This window comes from Niabella sp., from assembly GCF_030150205.1.
Lineage (GTDB): Bacteria > Bacteroidota > Bacteroidia > Chitinophagales > Chitinophagaceae > Niabella.
Genome location: NZ_JASLGT010000009.1, coordinates 43549 through 64248, shown reverse-complemented (window position 1 = coordinate 64248; position 20700 = coordinate 43549). Strand labels below are relative to the sequence as shown.

At 45.6% G+C, this 20700-nt stretch carries 13 protein-coding genes and 1 tRNA gene; 7 read left to right on the top strand and 7 right to left on the bottom strand.

What is annotated here, in order from left to right:
• Positions 1 to 150: 150 nt before the first annotated feature.
• The 3 genes from Q1V85_RS08345 to Q1V85_RS08335 all read right to left on the bottom strand — a co-directional run bounded on the left by Q1V85_RS08345 (position 151) and on the right by Q1V85_RS08335 (position 5644).
• Complete coding sequence (locus Q1V85_RS08345) at positions 151 to 2928, bottom strand: sugar-binding domain-containing protein (protein WP_300598878.1); 2778 nt, start codon at positions 2926 to 2928, stop codon at positions 151 to 153.
• Positions 2929 to 3318: 390 nt separating this feature from the next.
• Positions 3319 to 4053: a GDSL-type esterase/lipase family protein gene (locus tag Q1V85_RS08340; protein WP_300598876.1), complete on the bottom strand. Its 735-nt coding sequence runs from the start codon at positions 4051 to 4053 to the stop codon at positions 3319 to 3321.
• Positions 4054 to 4075: 22 nt separating this feature from the next.
• Positions 4076 to 5644 carry a glycoside hydrolase gene (locus tag Q1V85_RS08335; protein WP_300598874.1) on the bottom strand — a complete coding sequence of 523 codons (1569 nt, stop codon included), beginning with the start codon at positions 5642 to 5644 and terminating at the stop codon, positions 4076 to 4078.
• A 304-nt stretch (positions 5645 to 5948) separates the two neighbouring features.
• Here Q1V85_RS08335 and Q1V85_RS08330 point away from each other — a divergent pair, with 304 nt between their 5' ends.
• From Q1V85_RS08330 to Q1V85_RS08300, 7 genes are all read left to right on the top strand, one after another.
• Positions 5949 to 6836, top strand: a complete 888-nt coding sequence (locus tag Q1V85_RS08330; RefSeq protein WP_300598873.1) for a helix-turn-helix domain-containing protein — start codon at positions 5949 to 5951, stop codon at positions 6834 to 6836.
• A 118-nt stretch (positions 6837 to 6954) separates the two neighbouring features.
• Positions 6955 to 8241 carry a 6-bladed beta-propeller gene (locus Q1V85_RS08325; RefSeq protein ID WP_300598871.1) on the top strand — a complete coding sequence of 429 codons (1287 nt, stop codon included), beginning with the start codon at positions 6955 to 6957 and terminating at the stop codon, positions 8239 to 8241.
• Between the two features lie 7 nt (positions 8242 to 8248).
• Positions 8249 to 11173, top strand: coding sequence for an outer membrane beta-barrel protein (locus Q1V85_RS08320; protein WP_300598869.1), 2925 nt, complete (start codon positions 8249 to 8251; stop codon positions 11171 to 11173).
• A gap of 313 nt (positions 11174 to 11486) precedes the next feature.
• Entirely contained in the window at positions 11487 to 11651 is a 165-nt protein-coding gene (locus tag Q1V85_RS08315; protein ID WP_300598867.1) for a DUF1328 domain-containing protein, read from the top strand.
• Positions 11652 to 11733: 82 nt separating this feature from the next.
• On the top strand, positions 11734 to 12453 hold the full coding sequence (locus Q1V85_RS08310; RefSeq protein WP_300598865.1) for a DUF72 domain-containing protein: 720 nt from the start codon (positions 11734 to 11736) through the stop codon (positions 12451 to 12453).
• Positions 12454 to 12465: 12 nt separating this feature from the next.
• Positions 12466 to 12759 carry a hypothetical protein gene (locus Q1V85_RS08305; RefSeq protein ID WP_300598863.1) on the top strand — a complete coding sequence of 98 codons (294 nt, stop codon included), beginning with the start codon at positions 12466 to 12468 and terminating at the stop codon, positions 12757 to 12759.
• A gap of 450 nt (positions 12760 to 13209) precedes the next feature.
• Entirely contained in the window at positions 13210 to 14772 is a 1563-nt protein-coding gene (locus Q1V85_RS08300) for a Na+/H+ antiporter (RefSeq protein ID WP_300598861.1), read from the top strand.
• Positions 14773 to 14860: 88 nt separating this feature from the next.
• Here the strand turns inward: Q1V85_RS08300 and Q1V85_RS08295 are convergent.
• From Q1V85_RS08295 to clpB, 4 genes are all read right to left on the bottom strand, one after another.
• A tRNA-Ser gene (locus Q1V85_RS08295) sits at positions 14861 to 14949 on the bottom strand.
• A gap of 106 nt (positions 14950 to 15055) precedes the next feature.
• Positions 15056 to 16489: a chromosomal replication initiator protein DnaA gene (dnaA, locus tag Q1V85_RS08290; RefSeq protein WP_300598860.1), complete on the bottom strand. Its 1434-nt coding sequence runs from the start codon at positions 16487 to 16489 to the stop codon at positions 15056 to 15058.
• Positions 16490 to 16918: 429 nt separating this feature from the next.
• Complete coding sequence (locus Q1V85_RS08285; protein WP_300598858.1) at positions 16919 to 17575, bottom strand: thioredoxin domain-containing protein; 657 nt, start codon at positions 17573 to 17575, stop codon at positions 16919 to 16921.
• A 349-nt stretch (positions 17576 to 17924) separates the two neighbouring features.
• Positions 17925 to 20519: an ATP-dependent chaperone ClpB gene (gene clpB / locus Q1V85_RS08280; RefSeq protein WP_300598856.1), complete on the bottom strand. Its 2595-nt coding sequence runs from the start codon at positions 20517 to 20519 to the stop codon at positions 17925 to 17927.
• Positions 20520 to 20700 lie beyond the last annotated feature (181 nt).

The window sequence follows — 20700 nt, the reverse complement described above, 5'->3', positions numbered from 1 at the left end:
AATGGATATCCTTATGAAAAAAAAGGATGATCTTATGAAGGGTTGACATACCTGAACTGGCGGAACCGGAACAACTGGCAGCATATGGAACGCGGTTGATTTATCAATCAATCCGGCCTGGCCCATAATTTGAAAAAGAGCCTGGCTGCTTTACCTTTTCAACAATAGCAATTGCTCCGGCGTCAGCACTGTTTGCGGTACAAATGCGGCGCTATTCATGTACTGCAACAGGCTGTAACGCAGTTGGAGTGCAACAGGCCGCTGATCCAGCCGGTCTGTTATATTAACCGAGGTCATGAGCAGTTTTCCTTTTCCCACCCGCGCCTCAATTACATTCGCCATCTTCCGGTTTTTAAAAAAATTATCGATCACGCGCACCACCGGTGTCATGTCCGGCAATGAATCAATGATCATTGTTTTTGAAGAAGTGATCAAATCCCACCATTGCCAGTCGCTGTGAAATGCTGTAGGGAACTGTTGCAAAGCAGGATGCTTCGGATTACATAAGATACCCATGGTACCCGGCTGATCCGGAAAATGTACCGGGCTCCAGAACACGGGCGCAAAACGGCCGCTGACACCTTTCAGTTCGGACGTATCCGGGTTGAGCAACACATTCCGGCCCTCCTCCAATAACTGCCGGGCTTCTGCAAATGAACGCGTAACGTGTACATCCGTTGCGTTTTCGTCGATGGTGGCGGGGTATACCCAGATCCGCCATTGATTTTTAAAAGCTGTTCCTTTCAGCACCAGCCCGATGGTCAGCTCCTCCGCTTTTTTGATGCCACTTAGCGCGAACCGGGCTTCTCCAACCCGGTTTCCATTTCCTACCGGCAGGTCCGCTGCCGCCCATTCTTTTTTAAACAGGAGCTTACCGGAACGATCTTTAATGGTCAGTTGCGGCAACGCCTGCTTTAATGCACCCGCACTGAAATTAGCGATCTCCGCTGTAACGGCAAATGCCTCGTCATTGGTATAAACAGCTTTGCCGAAACGGAGCAGGGGTACCACTTTTGAATTGTACATCCGGTGCTCTTCCGGAGACACCAGTTGCTTACTATCCCAGAACGCATCCAGGACACCAACAAGCGCCGTTCCCTGCCCGGGAAAATCGTGCAGGTCCAGTAACTGGTAACCGCTGATGCCCTTTGTTTTTAATGCCCGTTCCATCTCTTCTTTATACAGCAGGGCCGCAAAAACGCCGCTGGCGCGTGTAAATGAATCTGCCAGGGATAACAGGTTCTTTTCCCGGAGGTCGTTCCGGACAGTTTTAAAATTCAGCGGGTCCAGCACCCCGGTGTACTTGGAAATTTCCTTAAGATTGGGGTATACCGAATACTGCCCGATCTCATGCGTTATGAGGGGCACGGGTGCACCTTCAACAGCTGCTGTATAATCGGTGGAGAAATCAGGGGTATGATCATTAAATACGCCCTGTCCGCGCACCCATCCTTTTTTTGTATACTGCGTAATAAAGAAATCATCGCCCGCTTCCGGCCAGCGGCCATGATCCTGCTGAAACGTAAACGTAGTAGTGGTATACAGGTGCCGGTTGTCTTTTTGTTTCAGTGCTGTCCGCAACTCCTTCAACCAGTTAAAATCGCCCTCCAATTCATTCCCTAACGACCAGAAACAAAATGAAGGATGATTGCCATAGGTTTCGCTGATCCGTGCAGCTTCCTGCTCCAGGAACCGGTTGGTAGCGGCATCCTTTCCCACATGCATGCTCCACAACGGCAATTCTACCTGCAGGTAAAACCCCAGGGAATCAGCCACTTCAAATGCTGCATCCGGTGGACACCAGGAGTGAAAACGCAGGTGGTTCAACCCGTAACGTTTGGCCGCAAGAAATACCTTTAGCCAGCCCTCATGCGTCATTGGCGGATGTCCTGTTAAAGGGAAAATATTGCATTCCAGCGTGCCTCTTAAAAACACCGGACGCCCGTTAATACGCAGGATCTGCTGATCGCTGGTTATGCTTCTCAGTCCAAAACGGGTTTCTTTGCGATCCAGCAACTTCCCGCTGCTGTTTTGTAAAGTAACTTCTACCCGGTACAATTTCGGATCAAATTCATCCCATAGTTTTGCATCCGCACCCAGGGAGCAGCTGACCTCGTTTCCGGACGATCCCGGCCCCAGGGTAACCGGAGTATTTATGGAGCGTATCCGTTTTGATCCATCCAATATGGTTGTCTTTAACCAGGCTTTTTGAGCTCCTGCCTGCTGATTTTCCAGCGTTATTTTCAGCCGCACCTGTTTTTGCATTGCATCCGGATAAACCTGTACAGCCCCTACCGAAAGGGGGGTGCAGGCGTTTAATTTCAGCGTACCGATTATGCCGTTCCAAATAATCTGTGTGCCGTCTGTATAAGCATGTGCCATATCATTCACGGAAATATCATATTGTTTCCGGTTGTCGATGCGGATGGTTAGCAGGTGCGCGCCGGGCGTAAGATAAGCGCCCAGCTCAAATACATGCGGTGTACTCAGACTTTCATCTGTGCCTGCTTCCTTACCGTCTACCCAAACCCGGGTATTCCAGATCACCCGTTCGAGGTATAAGCGGATCCGCTTATCCGCCCACCCCGTTGGAATCACGATCCGTTTGGTATACCAGGCCGGCCCGATATAAGCGTGTTTCCGTGTAAGGCGGATCATTACCTCCTTATTCATCCGGCTGGTATCCAGGTTGAGCCGTTCCCCGATCCCCGCATCATCCAGGGTTCCGGGCAGTTGTATAACGCTGCCTTCATCTTTCAGGAACCACTGTTCCCTTAGCCCGCGGTCGTCCTTATCCAGCCGCAGTTTCCATGATCCTGCCAGCGAAATATCCTGCTGCGCCTGCACCGGTATAAGGATCAAAAGAAAAAAACATAGCAGGAAACTTCGCATCGCTGCCGGTAATAATCTACGCGTTGGCTTTGTCATCGCAATTCATTTTTTATTATTTCATATGGGATATCCTGTTGCCGTTAAACGCATAAGCCTTTCCGGATCCTGCATTTCATACACCTCCTGCAAGTTCAGTTGCTTACCGGCAACATCCATATTGAAAGCCAAACATAGCGCCTCCCTTCCGGTTTTTCAATAGCTATTCTTCGGAAAAAGATAGATTTTCTGATGTTGAGGGTTACACAGCGTGCCGCCGGTACCGGCTATAGGATGTTTCCATGGAGTTACCCCGGTCTTTATGGCAATGCAGCCCTGTTATACAGGAATATCCCGGCATCTGAAACAATGCCGGCGGCTGGCAGAGATTGACGTTTCACAGCAACAAACCCTGCACCAATACCAGTAACTGTCATCAATAACCGTTTCTTATTTTGGAAGCAGCCAACGCAGGATCCGATCCGCGATCAGCCGGTGTCCTTTCTCATTGGGATGATTGCCCTGTGCCATATAATCCTTGAGTTCCTTTCCGCTCCCGGCCAGCTCGTAAAAAGCAGCATAACTGTCTGCAAGACCAATCTTGTATTTTTCCGCCAGTGCCGTCAGCTGCCGGCTGAACTGGCTCAGTATATTGTCCGGCTTCAATATATCTACCGCCAGATCCGGTGAGGGTGTTAACAACACCACCTTGATCTGTTTCCTCAAAGCCTGCCGGATCATTTTTTCCATGGCGATCCGCGAGGCCTCTAAACCAATGGCCCGGTCGTTAAGAGCGTAGTCGATAAACAATACATCCGGACGATGCGGCAACACCTCTCTTTCAAACCGCTTCTCCCCCTGGACGGAGTTTTCACCACCAATAGACGTGGTGATGACATTGATCACCGCATAAGGATATTGTACTTTTAACTGTTGCAGTACCAGGTGCGGGTACGCCTCCAGCGTATGTACAGCAGGTGTTTGAAAATATCCGCTGGGGACTGAATGCCCGTGAAATACCAGGTTGATCGTGCGGTTAGCCGGCCACTTCTTTTGTAGCGCTGTTTTTATCTCGGCCAGGTAGGTTTGCGTATCGGCCTGTGCAGCGGCTCTGTTTGCCCAATGCAGGATAAAGAACAGCAGCAACAGCTGTGTAATTATTGGATAGACTTTTATTTTTTCCATGATCGCGTTATAAATGCCGTCATCACCGGCGATAAGTTCCTGTTACCGTTACTACCGACCGGGCAGGCAGCTGCATATTGCCGGCGCGTGCTACAGACCGTTTCAGGTTCCGGGTCTGGTCTGTTGTATACACGTCAACCAGCTGATCGTTGAATCCATTGAGTGTGATATTTTTTGCCTGATGCTGCGGGTTGATCAATACCAGTACCATCTTTTTGGTATCCTTATAGGCCGATACCATTACGCCATCTGCGCTTCCGGACAGGCTTGCAGCGATCCGTTTCATCCCGGGCCGCACAAACCGGGCAAAGTTGCCCATTACCCAAAGTTGTTTTGAGTCGGTAACCACACCATCCGCTTTACTACCCGGTACATCGATTTTACCGGAGGGCGCATTGATATACACCAGCGCATCGCTGTAATCATAGGGAGCCATTGCCAGCCACCATTGCCAGGAACTAACATTGGCTACCGTAAGATCCTGGTGCATTACATCCGCCACATACAACCCATATTCGATGCCTGTATTCCGGGGCGCGCCATTGTACTGGTTACAGATATTGCCCAGGATGCCAAATTCGGTTTGCCATACCTGTAAAGACGCTACACGCGCTGCGGCTGTCTGCACCTGTTGCCGGATGCGTACTGCTACGGTGTCCGGGCAGGTAGTAAAATAACTATGCCCGGAAATAACAGGAGCCACCGCTGGCAGTCCGCCTATATAAGCCGGAGCAGCCGGAGTAAAAAACTGGTTGATCTGATCACCGCATCCCTGTTCATTTTTACCAAATAAATAATTCCACTGCCCGGCCTCTCCTACCACGATCTTTGTATGCTTCCCCTTTATTTTAGGAGCAATGGCCCTTACAAGGTCCGCGATTTCCGTATTCACCGCCTGTGTGCCTTCCTGGCTGGCACCGTTTGCCGTTCCCCATTTCCATTGGGGTTCATTTACCGGACTCAGAAAATCAAACTTAAAATGATTGGTAACGTTTGCTAAAAAGCCTGCATAAGCATCCATCATTCCCTCCCGGATATTCATCCTTGTAGTGCCGGAAGCATTATAAGCTTTTCCATTTTGCGTCATAAAAACCGGCGGCGTCTGCGAAAAACCCAGTGTATACCGCACGCCCCGCTTACGGGCCGCCTGCAGGAACCATTGCTGCCCCCGTTGTTTATCCCAGCTGTAGGAGCCATCTGCGTTCAAAAAACATTCTTCTCTCCGCCATTCATCTTTTATATGACTGGAATCGCCTTGTTCAAAACTTCCGCCCCCGATATTAAACCGCCATAATGATAATCCAATACCCTTGGGGCTTCCATCTTTTAATGTATCCATACTAAAGAGCAGATCGGCGATCCTTTCCTTCTTCTGCACATCCTGCCAGCGACCAATGAATTTTGCCGTCCAGCAATCGGAAGCTCCAAAACTATGTATCACCTGCTGCTCTTTTGCCGGGTCAACCGTAACAATTATTTTTTCATCCCGATGCTCCAGATTCATATCAGGGATACCCGGTTGTTCACCATAGGCCAACAGCAAGCCGGTAACAGGTATCAATAGCAACGCAAACCGTATCTTTTTAATCATCCGTCTTTTGTATTGCATTTATTCTTGCTTTATTTCGTTGTAAACAGATCCACGCTGATGAAAAAACAGGTTCAACCGGCAAGCATCTTATTTCTTATTCTCTGTACATGGCAATCTGAACACAGAAGGGCAACGCTTCCGGTAAAAATAATACTTTTTAGGTCTTATTCAATGCTGCCCGGGCGGGCAACACAAGCGCCGGCCTGCATTATTTTTACCCCGGTACTACAGACTGTTAAAAATATAAATACTTTTACACAACCATTAAGGCTGCGGATGGTTCCGCAACAAAAACGGATTTCCGATGAAATTAACGAGCACAGAAAACGGTCAGAAAAAAATGGAAGGCTTTACAGGCCAGTTAGCCTGTATCCTGCCGCAAGCCAAAATCAAATTCTGCGCGCAGCATATTTTTTGCAAAAACCTTTACATTACTGATATCGGGTATTATCCAAACGCAGCAGATCATGAACGCGAGCGCCCGAAGGGTTGTAGCCAGTATATTTTAATTCATTGTGTAAAAGGCCGGGGCTGGTATACCTGCGGAAAACACCGGTATACGGTAAAGCCAAACGATTTTTTTATTATTCCCGCGGGAGCTGCACATCATTACGGGGCCGATAGCAAAGATCCCTGGAGCATTTACTGGTTGCACTTTTCAGGCGCAGATGCAGATTTTTACTACCGGTTTCTTACCAAAACACAGGGGAAAGCGCCGGTCAGCGCCGTCGTAAGCACCTCACGGCAGCTTATTTTTTATGATATCCTGCAACACCTGGAATTGATGGACAACTCCGATAACATCCTTTATAGCTGCAGTTGCATACACGCTTATCTTGCTTCTTTTCAAAACACCCAGCTCATGCGTACAGCCAACGAAAAAGACGTCATTCAGCAGTGTATTCAATTTATGAAGCAACACCTTGACAAACCGCTGCGGCTGGATGAGATCAGCACCGCCGTTGGCCTTTCGGCATCTCATCTGTCTTCCTTATTTAAAAAGCAGGTCAAATCCAGCCCCATCCATTTATTTACCTCCCTTAAAATACAGAAGGCCTGCCAAATGCTGATGGATAGCTCACACAATATCAAAACCATTTCCTATAGCCTGGGATATGAAGACCAGTATCACTTCTCCAGGGTTTTTAAAAAGATTATGGGTGTTGCACCAAAACATTTCAAACACAAGTAACCTATTCGTGGGCCGCGGTGATAGCTACCCGGAGAATTAACAAATCGCTAGATAAAAAAAACGGGGCATCTGCCGTTGCACCCGTACATTTGATATACAGACCAATGCGCTTCCGGTTATGAAAAGACTAATGCTACTGAGTTTGCTTATAGGGGCCTGGCATCTGATACATGCCCAGCCTCCGCCGGTATTGTTAGACCCGGCTAAGGCTAAAGACACCACATATTCCGGCATTTTTGAAGAAACCGAATTTATCCCCCTGGAAACAACCCGCCAATCGATCTTTGGCGTTATAAAACAACTGGTGGTAACCGACCGGTACTTTATCATCCTGGATACAGACACGGACGCCATTCTTTTTTTTAACAAACAGGGGAAATTTATTACAAAATATAAAAACAGGCTTAGCCGCTACCGTATTACCTATATTCAGCAGGACCTGCTCCATAATGCGCTGCTCGTTTTTAGCCAGAACCGTAACTACAATATTACAGCGGCCAAGCTGCAAAAATATTTGGCAAAAGAGGCCAGCCAAAATTTATCAACACTGGCAATGGCTACCCGGTTTTATCTTGATGATCCCTACGTTCATCATACCGAATCGTTATCAACACCGGCCTACCTGCTTACGAACCCCGTTTTCCTGGGTAATGGCCAATTTGCGTTTAGCTTTATCTGGTCCGATCAAAAAAACCCCGATATCCAGGATTATGAATTACAGGTAGTAAAGGATGACAGCCTGATACAAAAGCATTTCCCATATCATTTAAAGACCGATTCTGCTTTTTATGGTTCAACGGCCCGGCAGTGCAGCTTTTTCCCAACACTGAACGATTCGGTGGTTTTCATGTCCCGCCCTTTTCAGCCCTTTATCTACAGGCTTACGCCCCGGACCGTTACAGAAGCCTATCAAATCGCGCCCTCCCAGGCATCGGCCAATAAGACGCCACCGGAGGGGTTTTCATTTGCAAGTTTTGGTCAAATTTCCATTGGCAGTGTTACGATCAGATCCGGAAGATCGCAAAACCGGCAAGGAGGTCTTTCTTTGAATAACGCGAATACCGTTACCAACTTTATCAGCCAGAAACGGTTTATTTTTTTTAATGTGCAGCAATCCACAGGCAGCTACAACAATTACATTTTTGATACCCGCGAAACCCGGTTGTATGACCGCAGTAAATTAAAGGCAGACAGCAATAATTATATATTTCCTTTGCGAACGCCGATACTGGCCTTTGATGAAACAAATATTTATCAAAGCTTTTCCGCAAGAGCTCTTTTTAATTTAAAAAAAGGAGCCGGGAAGGATACACCGCATTATGAAAAAAGTCTTGCCCGTTTTTATGATACCGGCAAGCCGGAGAACAATCCGGTCATTCTGCGTTTAAAGCCAAAACAAGACTGATAAACCTATGAAACGGCTGCTGGTTATCCTACTACTTCTTTTCCGGCTCGCATCTTTTGCGCAAAACAAAGGCGTCGTTAAGGGCACGGTACTCAGTTCTATTGACAGCAGTGCTTTACCTTCCGCAACCGTTACTGTTTTTAAGCGATCCGATTCCGCCGTCGTCAATTACCAGGTAACGGAAGCGCAAGGATTGTTTGAGATAAAAGAGCTGCCGCTAAAAACACCGCTATACATTTCAGTAAGCCACACCGGTTTTGTACCCTTTATAAAAGATGTTGACCTGGATTCCGCTAAAAGTAACTACAACTTTAACAATATAAGCCTGATACGGGATACCGGGCAGGTATTGGAAGAAGTAGTCGTAAAAACTGTAGCACCCGTAACCATCAATGGGGATACCCTGGAAATTAATCCGGCGGGGATCCGGCTGGATTCCACAGAAGTTGCTGAAGAAGTGTTATTAAGAACCCCTGGTGTAACCCAATGGCAGGACAGCTCGTTTACCGTAAACGGAAGACGGGTAAAAAAAGTGTTGGTAGATGGGCGGCCTTTTTTTGACGGCAGCTTTAACATGGCGCTGAAGAACCTGCCTAAACATGCCATTGACAAAATACAGGTATACCAGGAGCGCGATTTTTATAAACAAAAAATAGAAGACATACAGAAAGACACCACCGTAGTGATGAACATAAAGCTAAAGGCAGATAAGCGTAAAGGCCATTTTGGCAATGTTACGGCCAGCGCCGGAACCAATAAAAGTTATGGTGGCAATACGTCAATGCAGTTGTATAATAAAAAAACGAACCTGGGCCTGAATGCCAATGTGAATAATATAAAAAAGGCCCTGGGCAATATAGAGCCCGTACTGCAAAACAAAGACCTGAACATTCAAAACAACTGGGTCTCCGGCCTCTCCTACCGGAAAAACTTCAACGAGGCTGCCGATTTTTTCAACGACCGATCCTTCAACGGACAGTATACAGTTTCCGGTAACCGGAATAGTTCGATCAACAACCGCACCACGGTCAGAAGCCTGGGTGATACACGATTTACCGATGTCAATAGCGGCTACAATCTATCCCGCGTATTATCACAATCGCTCCGGGGAGAATATAATTTCCGGAAGAGAGAACGGTCTTTTTCCATGAACGCTTCCTATCGCCGGACCAATTCCAGCTCAGCTTCTGAAGGGAATGTAATTTCATACCGGGATGACTCTATACCCGCCAGCCGTTCGGCCAATAAATCACAGGCCGAAAGTACCGGCAACGACTTCAATGTGAATGGCAATTATAGCAATACTTCGGTGAATGAGGAGCCGGGGGCAAAAAATCTCTCATTGAACTATTCGCTAAATTATGGAACAACCCTAAGCAACAACAATACCTACAGCCGTTTCGAAGCGCTGACAGACAGCATATACACCAATCTTTACGACCGGAAGTATGTTAACAGAAACTCAAACCTGAACGGGAACCTGGGCATAAATTACGGCGGCTTACGGCAGCTCCTGTTAAAGAATCATAATTTCTGGAATATTAATATGGGACTGAACAATAATACCCAGTACTCCGTTTCGGAAATACATGCGGATGTAAGCGACCGGGACACGATCGCCAATACCTATTACCGGAACAACAATCTTTCGAATATCAGCAGTACCACGAATATTAATAACAGGACCGGCTTTCAACTGGAAAAAACTTTTTTAAAAAACATTACCGACCGGTTTCAGCGAAGCATACAAATCAGCACCAACCTGCTGAACCAGATGCTGTATCAAAAGAACCAGTCTACGCTGAGCTACCGGAACCGCACATTCATTTATAACTTTTTTACACCCAGCTCCGGTATTTCCTATAACTACGTAAAAACGGACGGTCCCAGTATGACGGCAAACCTTACCCATAACAGTTCTGCTACGGCGCCCACTATTGACCAGTTATATCCCATACAGGATAGTGCTGCCAACCGGTATCATATGGTAGTAGGAAATCCGAATCTAAAATCCCGGTTCAGCAATATCTATAATCTTAACCTATCTTATAATAAAGGCAGCTTATTTGAAAGCAAATACGCTTACAATACCAATTTAAATCTTGGTTACAATAAAGAGCGGAACGGCATATCGGATAGCACGATCTATGATGGTAATGGGGGCAGTATTTCTTACTTTATTAATACGCCCGGAACTAAAACATTTAACGCCGGTTTGAATGCGGGGTTATCGTTAATGCTCAAAAAAACAACCGTTCACGTAAACACCAATGGCGGGTATGCCAACGGCCGTACTTATTATGCTTCGGGGGCCGGCACCAATAGTTCCTTTAATGGCGGTGCCACCCTGAACATCTCCTATCCAGTGAAAAAAAATATTTACCAGTTCAACTATAATGGCAATTGGGGCAGTTCCCGCGGACCCCAATATATCGATGGCGACCTGTTAACCTACAAGAATGACCGGCTGAATCACTTTGTTGTGCTTTCCTTTAATGCACCAGGCATTATTGAAGTATCTGTACAGCAATCCATTTCAAGGACCAGGACGGAACAATCTGGTGGTCGCAATCCATACCCCCCCGCAAAAACACAATCGTATAACACTACTGCAAGAGCGACACTTAAAGTACCCAAAAATTTCACATTAGGAAACAGTTTCCGATATAGCAAAAACATTTCGGTAGACCGGCAACCGATCCGGAACCTCAATTGGGATGCGTTTGCCAGCTACGCATTTCCCAGGAAAACAAAAATGTTTGAAACCCGGGTATCCGTATTCAATATCCTGGGACAAAACCAGACGGTAAACAGCTACTCAAACGGGAACACCACTACCACCAGCGTATCGCAAGGATTACAACGCTATTTCCAGCTAACGCTTTCCTATTTTCCAAAGCAATTTGGCGGAAAGGTTAAACCCTCCCGCTAACGCCTGATATAAGTAATTTTTGCAGGGCAACATGCGGAAACCTCTTGTGTTATATAATGCAGTAAAAGAGCAATGCAGAACCCGCGATATATCAATTGCACGTTGTGATACGCCCTTATGTGTTGCAGCCGTTCTACATTGTGTTAAAAATTCCCCGTTATAGCGGTAAAACGCGGACGATAACAACAGTATGATGGAAGCCGCCCATGGTCCAAACCACCTGTTAACGTTGGTATAGTTCTTGTTTTTATTGAAACAGGTTTGCGATCAGCTTATTTTGTATAGCATATTTTCTTATTTAAAACACATTCTTATGTTACGCTGGACCATCACATTTCTGATCATCGCCATCATTGCAGGTGTACTGGGATTTACAGGCATTGCCGTTGCTTTTGCAGGCATTGCCAAAGTATTATTCATTATTTTCGTAATCCTTTTTATCCTGTCCTTTTTTATGGGAAAAAGAAGCGCACCCTAGCTCAATAAATCTTCTGTAATTATACTCGAACCGCTTTTATAAGACGGTGATCAATATCACGGTCTTATCATCCATACAGCGAATGCTTTATATTGGCACATCAGGTTATAGTTATCCTTATTGGAAAGGCCGGTTTTACCCGGATAAGTGGCCGGCATCCAGGTGGCTGGAGTACTACGCTACGCAATTCAGCACCCTCGAATTAAACCATACATTTTACAGGTTTCCAACGGTTGCTTCCTTAAAGAAATCGGCAAGCCGCACACCGGCCAACTTTTCTTTTTCTGTGAAGGCGCACAAGGTCATCACCCACACCAAACGGCTGACGGGTGTTAAGGATACGATACAGGAATTCATGAACATCCTGCATGATGGACTTGAAAATAAATTAGGCTGCATTCTGTACCAGATGCCCCCATCCTATACATTTTCGGAAGAACGACTGGCCCATGTTATTGAACACCTATCGTTCAGCAACCGGAATGTTATTGAGTTCCGGCACCTTTCCTGGTGGCAGCCGGCTGTATTTGATCTCCTTGCAAAACATCGTATTAATTTTTGCAGCGTCAGTTATCCCGGGCTACCGGCCGAAAATATTATCACCGGTGACTTTTTATACCGTCGCATGCATGGTGTACCGGAATTGTTTAAGTCGGCCTATTCCGAACAACAACTAATGCAGCTGTACCAGGAACTGCCGGTTGCAAAAGAAGTATTTATTTATTTTAATAATACCACTTTTGAAAGCGGGTATACCAATGCGTATTTTTTACAGGAACTGGCAGCCGCAGCACATCACTAAAACCTGTCATAAATGTTCGCTTACCTTCTTTCCGCCGGTTGTCTGACCTCGGTTTCCCGGTATGGTATTTGGCAGATTATCTATGTACTCAAACTATTTTTTATGAAGATCCTGGTATTCATGATCGCAGCAGTCATATTGGGAAGCTGCAACAACCCATCGAACAAAGCCCCCGCTCCAACAGACGGCGTAAACGGAACGGTTACCACTCCGGATAGTTCTACAACTACAACCGGCACACAGCAGCTAAAAGATCCGCACGATACCAGCACCTGGGAAGGCGCGCCGAATGACTCAGGGCGGTAGTGAAACAATGGACGGCCGGTCAGCGTGGTGAAGAAAACCGCGCTCCGGGCTCTAATACGTTACCAACACAAATGCCTGTAAGCTTAAATGCTCCCGAAGGGCGCGTATTTAAAGCTAAACAAAGTACCGGTCCGTTCAAAAACGGATCTGCCTTTTGCTATGGCATTATTTCAACCTTCTGTCACTCTTCCAACATCCTTCATCCTAATTAAAATCATTTAAAGCCAAGGGTTATTATCATCAGAACAAAAACCGGCCGGTGTTTTCAGTTTAAAATATTTGCCGCATACTTCCAGCCAGACTATACGATGCTTGTTATACCAGCGAACCGGACTGTTTACAAAAAAGCCAAGAATCACTTTTAGAAGGCGCTTTTTTTATATATATTTACTTAAGATACCAATGCTCAGCCTTTGTGACATTCTCGTTCAATTTAAAATTTAAGGTTCAATGCATACACTGTTGCCGTTTTTCTTAGCAATGATAGCTGCCATTGTACTTCTCAATATGCTGGCAACCAGGTTAAAAATAGCTTATCCCATTGTGCTGATTATTGCTGGGCTATTGATCAGTTTTATTCCCGGCCTGCCCGTTATACATATCAATCCGGATCTTATTTTTTTTGTCTTCCTCCCGCCCTTATTGTTTTTTTCGGCATGGTCTGTTTCTTTTAAAGAAATGCGCAAATGGTGGCGTATGATCAGCAGCTTTGCTTTTCTGGTGGTGTTTGTTACAGCATGCACTGTAGCAGTGGCTGCCAATTATTTTATTCCGGGGTTCTCTATTGCGCTAGGATTTTTACTGGGTGGTATCGTATCTCCGCCCGATGCCATTAGTGTAGCAGCCATCACCAGGTTTGTCAAAATCCCTAAAGTAATAGCAACCATTCTCGAAGGAGAAAGCCTTATGAATGATGCCTCATCACTGATCATATTTCGGTTTGCGCTGATAGCTGTAGGCACAGGACAGTTTATCTGGAAAGCTGCGGCACTTAGTTTTTTGTGGATGATTTTCGGGGGCATCGGCATTGGGTTGCTGCTGGGCTGGATATTTGTTCAAATGCACCGGCGACTTCCTACAGATGCACCCTCTGATATCGCTTTTATGCTGATTGAGCCGTATTGCATGTACTGGATTGCGGAACAGGTGCATAGTTCCGGCGTAATGGCCGTAGTAAGTGGTGGCCTGCTGATGGCCAATCAATACCTCGTTTTTCTAAACAGCACCAGTCGCATACGGGCATTTAGTGTATGGGAATGTTTTGTATTTATCCTCAATGGTATTGTGTTTTTTATTATCGGGTTGGATCTGCCGGAAATTGTGCAGGGGCTAAAAGCGGAGGGTATTTTCTTAAGCACCGCAATTGGCTATGGAGTGCTTGTAACTGTTGTTTTAATAGCAATCCGTATTGTTTGCGGTTATGCAGCACAGCTAGCCACCTTTATTTTCAGGAGGCAAATACTGCCGGCCACGATTCCCAAAACGGCGCGGTATGCACCATTGGTAATGGGCTGGACAGGTATGCGAGGGGTAGTATCGCTGGCAGCAGCATTATCTGTTCCTGTTGCTTTCCCACAACGTAATTTAATATTGTTTATCACCTTCCTGGTCATCTTGCTCACATTAGTGGTTCAGGGGCTTACGTTGCCCTACTTTATCGTGCGCAGCAAAGTATTTGAAGCCTTTGCCGAATCCCCGGAAGAAGCACAGAAGCAAAAAATAAAAAGCGGATTAAAAAAAGAAATAAGCCTGTTTTTAAAACACAAATATGATAACGGGCATTTTCAAAATAATATGGTCATTCAAAAAATGATGCAGCATTGGGAAGAAAAAAGCAGGGCCACCGATGACGACTGGATGAATGCGGAAACAAAAATCGTATTTAGAGAAATGCTTGACATGCAACGCAAATACCTTGTTGAGCTGAATAAAGATCCCGATATAAGCGAAGAGCTGATTCGGGGACAATTGTACCAGCTGGATCTGGAAGAAGAACGTCTGAGAGTCCTTTAAAAGATCATTGCCGCAGGCGTTTATGCAAATTATCCTCCGTGGTCCCTCAAAAAAAATGCTCCCTTTTGGGAGCACTTATTCTTTTTTGCGGTGAGGGCGGGATTCGAACCCGCGGTACAGTTTAACCCGTACGGCAGTTTAGCAAACTACTGATTTCAGCCACTCATCCACCTCACCGGGGCTGATCCCCTTTCAGGGGTTGCAAAAATATAGAAACTCAACTATATAAACTAAAAATTGTGTGCAAATTCATGAAAAAAAATCAAAAAGATTTCTGACGCTTTTACATGGCAGCCAACTGCACTTTCTGATGCAATTCCAGCACATTTTCACGAAAAACAGCATCGGTATCCATCAGGTCTTTAACCGTTTGACAGGAATGAATCACTGTAGTGTGATCTCTTCCACCAAAATGTTCCCCGATCGTCTTCAGGCTGTTTTTTGTAAAAGACTTGGCCAGGTACATCGTAATCTGGCGGGCCTGCACAATTTCCCGTTTGCGGGTTTTTTGTAACAGTTTGTCGTAGGGTACATTAAAATAATCGCAAACCATCTTCTGGATCGTGTCTATCGTAATTTCTTTACTAGAGGATTTAATAAAGTTCCGGAGTACTTTCTTAGCCAGGTCCAGGTCAATCTCCCGCCGGTTCAGGGAAGACTGGGCCAGCAATGAAATCAGCGCACCTTCCAGTTCCCGCACATTGCTATTGATATTATACGCAATATATTTTACTACTTCCTTGGGCATGTCAAGGCCATCGGCCTTCATTTTCCGTTCAAGAATCTCGATACGGGTTTCATAATCAGGAATTTGGAGGTCCGCACTCAGTCCCCACCGGAAGCGGCTCAACAGTCGTTCCTGCACCCCTTCCAGGTCCTTGGGCGACTTATCCGAAGTAAGGATCAGCTGCTTTCCTGACTGATGAAGGTGGTTAAAAATGGCAAAAAAAGCATCCTGCGATTTTTCGGCTTTGCTGAAGAACTGTACATCATCAACAATCAGCACATCGATCAGCTGGTAAAAATGAATAAAGTCATTGATGGCATTATTCCGGCTATGGTCCATAAACTGGTTGATGAACTTTTCGGAACTTACATAAAGTACGATCTTATTGGGATGTGTTTTCTTTACCTCATTACCGATGGCCTGCACAAGGTGCGTTTTTCCTAATCCCACACCGCCATATACAACCAATGGGTTAAACGAATTGGCTCCGGGTTTCTCCGCCACCGTTTTACCGGCACGGCGGGCAACACGATTACAATCGCCCTCAATATATGCGTCAAACGTATAGTTCACGTTTAACTGAGGATCGATCTGCATCTTTTTAATGCCCGGGATGACAAACGGATTCTTTACGGGGTTATTGATCACGAGCGGAAAATCCATTTCGTTATTGGAATAGGTTTTATATCCCGTACCTGTAACATCCATTGTCAGTGGTTTGTTCTTGCTGTTTCCACTGTCGACCATGATGCGATATTCAAGACGGGCCTCTTTCCCCAACTCACGCTTCAATGTCTTTGCCAATAAATTTACGTAATGTTCTTCAAGATACTCAAAAAAGAATTGGCTGGGGACCTGGATCACCAGCACATTATTTTTTAATGAAATTGCTTTAATCGGTTCAAACCAGGTTTTATAGTGCTGCCACTCCACAATGTCTTTAATAATCTTTAAACAATTCGACCAGATTTTTTCGACATTTTTCTCCATCAGAAGTTACCAAGTTTATTGATGCATTTACGATAATGTTTCTCCTAAAAGTCCAGCAAAAAACCATCCTCTCATAACGATAAAAAAGTTTCGCGGGACAGCGAATATCCACATTTATTCAACATAAAAAAAATTTAATCTTCTATTTTTTTTACGTATCGCACAAAAAAGTTTTTTTCCGATTGTTTCTTGAATTTTTTTCAATTAAATCCCTGAAAATATAAACAATGCTGGTGCTGCAAAGAAGGCACACATGTCTGCCCGCTGCTTAACAATTAAGCGGAAGCCGCTTCCACCAAAAAGGCTGAAACCCTTTACTGTAAAGGATTTCAGCCTTTTAATGTTCTTTTTCACTATTCCGTTCTTTCAAGAAATCCGCATGGGCCGCCTGCAACAGAAGTATTGCAAAGCGCGGACTGTAATAAAAAATTATTTGGTTTTTGTCTTTGTTTTTACAGGTGCTTTTGCAGCCGGTTTTACCTCCGTCTTCACTTCTGCTTTGGGCTCTGTTTTGGGTTTTGCTTTCGCTTTATCCACAGGCTTTTTCTTTGCACCTTTAAGGGCTTCATCAATGGCCTGACTAAGGAGCGCATAGGTTGTTTTTCCCTTTACCATCTGGCCGTTTACAAAAAAGGTTGGCACTTCTTTTACACCCAGGTCGATCCCATATTTCAGATCGTCCTGCACCTGCCAGCCATAGGTTCCGTTTACCAGCTCTTCCAAAAAGTTTTTGTTGTTTACGCCCGCTTCTTTGGAATGCAACTTCAGACTTGTGGTACCAAGATTCCGTCTGTTTTGAAAAAGCACATTGTGCATTTCCCAAAACTTACCTTCCTGCGCAGCAGCAATTGCGGATTCGGCTGCCTTCAAACTTCTCTGATGAATTCTTGTTTGAGGAAAGTGGCGGAAATTAAGCTTTACCGTGCCTTCATAATTTTCCAAAATCTGTTTTACAATTTCATTGGCCCGGGCACATTCTTCGCTTTCATATTCCCCAAACTCCATCAATACGACAGGCGCGTCTTTTTTGCCCACAAATATGTCCTTCGGCTCAATAATTTCTTCAGATTCTTTCTTCAGACTCATACAATTTAAAAATTTTTCTGGTTTGGAAGGGCGGCGTTGATTTTAAACTTTTAAAAATCAATACATAAATACAACAAATATCTCAAAAAAGCGGTTGAAGATAATTTTTTTTTTCTTGTTACAAATTTTTTCTTTGAGGGAATAAATAGCCATATACAAATGGCTGGTTGTCAGCCAATAAAAAGCCATCCCGAATTCATTTTATTTAAGACCATTTCCGGGCGGCGCGGATCTCCCGGAAGGCCATGCGAGCAACCGGCTGCGATGCTCCAATTTGTACCCCATCCTTCCTCTTCTTAAAAAAAATCCCCGCAACTGCGGGGATCTGTTCTGTCCTTTTCGTTCAGCCTTATTTTTCATTTCGGAAAACGACCATATTATCAAATACATCAACCAATACCGGTTTAGACCGGTCCAGGTCGCCCTGCAGGATCCGTTTGCTCAGCTGGTTAACGATCTCCTTTTGGATCAGCCGTTTCAGCGGCCTTGCTCCAAACTGGGGATCATATCCCTGATCGGCCAGGAACTCGAGCGCATAATTGCTAAATTCCAGCTGGATGCCATTCTGGGCCACCAGTTTTTTCAATGCCTCCAATTGTATCTTCACAATGTCCACGATGTCTTTTTTCAACAGCGGGTGGAACATGATGATTTCATCGACCCGGTTGAGAAATTCGGGACGAATGGTTTCCCTCAGCAGGCTCATCACCTCCGTTTTCGCCTTTTCAGTAGCTTCTTCTACATTTTTTTCACTTACATCTTCAAAGGCATTCTGTATAATATGACTGCCGATGTTGCTGGTCATAATGATAATGGTGTTCTTAAAGTTTACCACCCGGCCTTTATTGTCGGTCAGGCGTCCATCATCCAGCACCTGCAGTAATACATTCCATACATCCGGATGTGCTTTTTCAATTTCGTCCAGCAATACCACGCTATAGGGCTTCCGCCGCACGGCTTCGGTTAACTGCCCCCCTTCATCATATCCCACATACCCGGGAGGCGCGCCCACCAAACGGCTCACCGTATGCTTTTCCTGGTATTCGCTCATGTCGATACGGGTCATCATCCCTTCGTCATCGAACAGGAATTCGGCCAGGGCCTTTGCCAGTTCCGTTTTTCCCACACCCGTAGTACCCAGGAAAATAAAGGATCCGATGGGTTTGCGGGGATCCTGTAACCCGGCCCGGCTTCTGCGCACAGCATCAGCCACCGCAATGATGGCTTCGTCCTGACCTACCACCCGCTGGTGCAGGTGCGCTTCGAGATTCAGCAGCCGCTCTTTATCACTCTGCATCATTTTAGTAACCGGGATACCCGTAGCTTTGGCGATGCTTTCGGCAATATCTTCTGCATCCACCTCTTCTTTCAGCAAACGGCTTTCTGCCGTATCGTTCAGCTCTTTTGTAAGCCGGACAATCTTGGCTTCTTCTTCTTTTATTTTACCATACCGGATTTCTGCTACCCGGCCATAATCACCATTCCGTTCCGCCTTCTCTGCTTCAATTTTGAAATCTTCGATATTCGATTTGCCGGTCTGTATCTTTTCCACCAGTTCTTTTTCCTCCTGCCATTTGGCTTTCAGCGTGTCCCGTTCTACAGACAGGTTGGCAATATCGGTATTGAGTTGTTTTAATTTTTCGTCATCATTCTCGCGTTTGATCGCCTCCCGTTCAATTTCCAGCTGGCGGATATGACGGTTCAGGCGGTCCAGCTCCTCCGGCATGGAATTCATTTCCAACCGCAGCTTTGCGGCGCTCTCATCAACCAGGTCAATGGCCTTATCCGGAAGATACCGGTCTGTAATATAACGGTGCGACAATTCTACAGCAGCAATGATCGCCTCATCTTTAATGCGTACATGATGGTGGGTTTCGTATTTATCTTTTAACCCACGCAAAATAGAAATAGCATCATCCACCGAAGGCTCATCCACCATTACCTTTTGGAAGCGCCGTTCCAATGCCTTGTCTTTCTCAAAAAACTTCTGATATTCATTTAAGGTGGTAGCGCCCACCGCTCTCAATTCACCACGCGCCAATGCCGGCTTCAGGATATTGGCGGCATCCATGGCCCCTTCACCACCGCCGGCTCCTACAAGCGTATGGATCTCATCGATAAATAAAATGATCTCCCCATCGCTTCCGCTTACCTCTTTAACCACACCTTTCAAACGCTCTTCAAATTCGCCCTTGTATTTAGCCCCGGCAATCAGCAGCCCCATATCCAGGGCATAAATCACTTTCGACTTCAGGTTCTCCGGCACATCACCATTAATGATCCGGTGGGCCAATCCTTCCACGATGGCCGTTTTACCCACACCGGGTTCCCCAACCAGGATGGGATTATTTTTGGTACGGCGACTTAATATATGCAGAGTACGGCGAATTTCTTCATCACGGCCAATCACCGGATCCAGTTTACCCTGGCGGGCCAGTTCGTTCAGGTTCTTTGCATATTTATTTAATGCATTAAACTCCTGCGATTGCGTTTGCGATGAAACAGTATCGCCTTTTCGCAGCTCCCTGATTGCCATAACCAGCCCTTTTTCGGTAAGGCCTGCGTTCTTCAGCAATTTTGCCGCAGCATCATTCCCCTGTACAATGGCCAGTAACAGGTGTTCCGGGGTGATAAATTCATCATTAAATTGTTTTAAGGCAGCCCCGGCCCTTAAAACCACGTTATTAGCATCCCGGCTGATCTGCTGTGCCGGTTCTCCATTTGTAACAGGCAGTTTTTGGATCAATTCATCCAGCTTGGCATGTACCAGGTTCAATGTCACGTTGTTTTTCTTTAAAAGAAACTCCACCGGTGAATCCTCCTGGTCCAGCAAAGCTTTCAGGATATGCTCTACCTCTATGTTTGGATTTTTAGCATTAAAGGCCAACTGCTGGGCCTGTTGAAATGCCTCTGCTGCTTTAATTGTAAAATTTCCTAGATTCATAATTTGTATTGTTAATGGTTACCCATTCCCTGATTTTGGATTCTGAATGCCTGGCATCCAGGATCAGTTATGGTGACCGGTATTGAGATAGCAAATCAAAATCCAAGCCGGTTTTTATGGAAATTTTGTCAGGAAACCCTCTTCAAAACTGACTATAATGCAGTCAAAATAAATGTTTTAT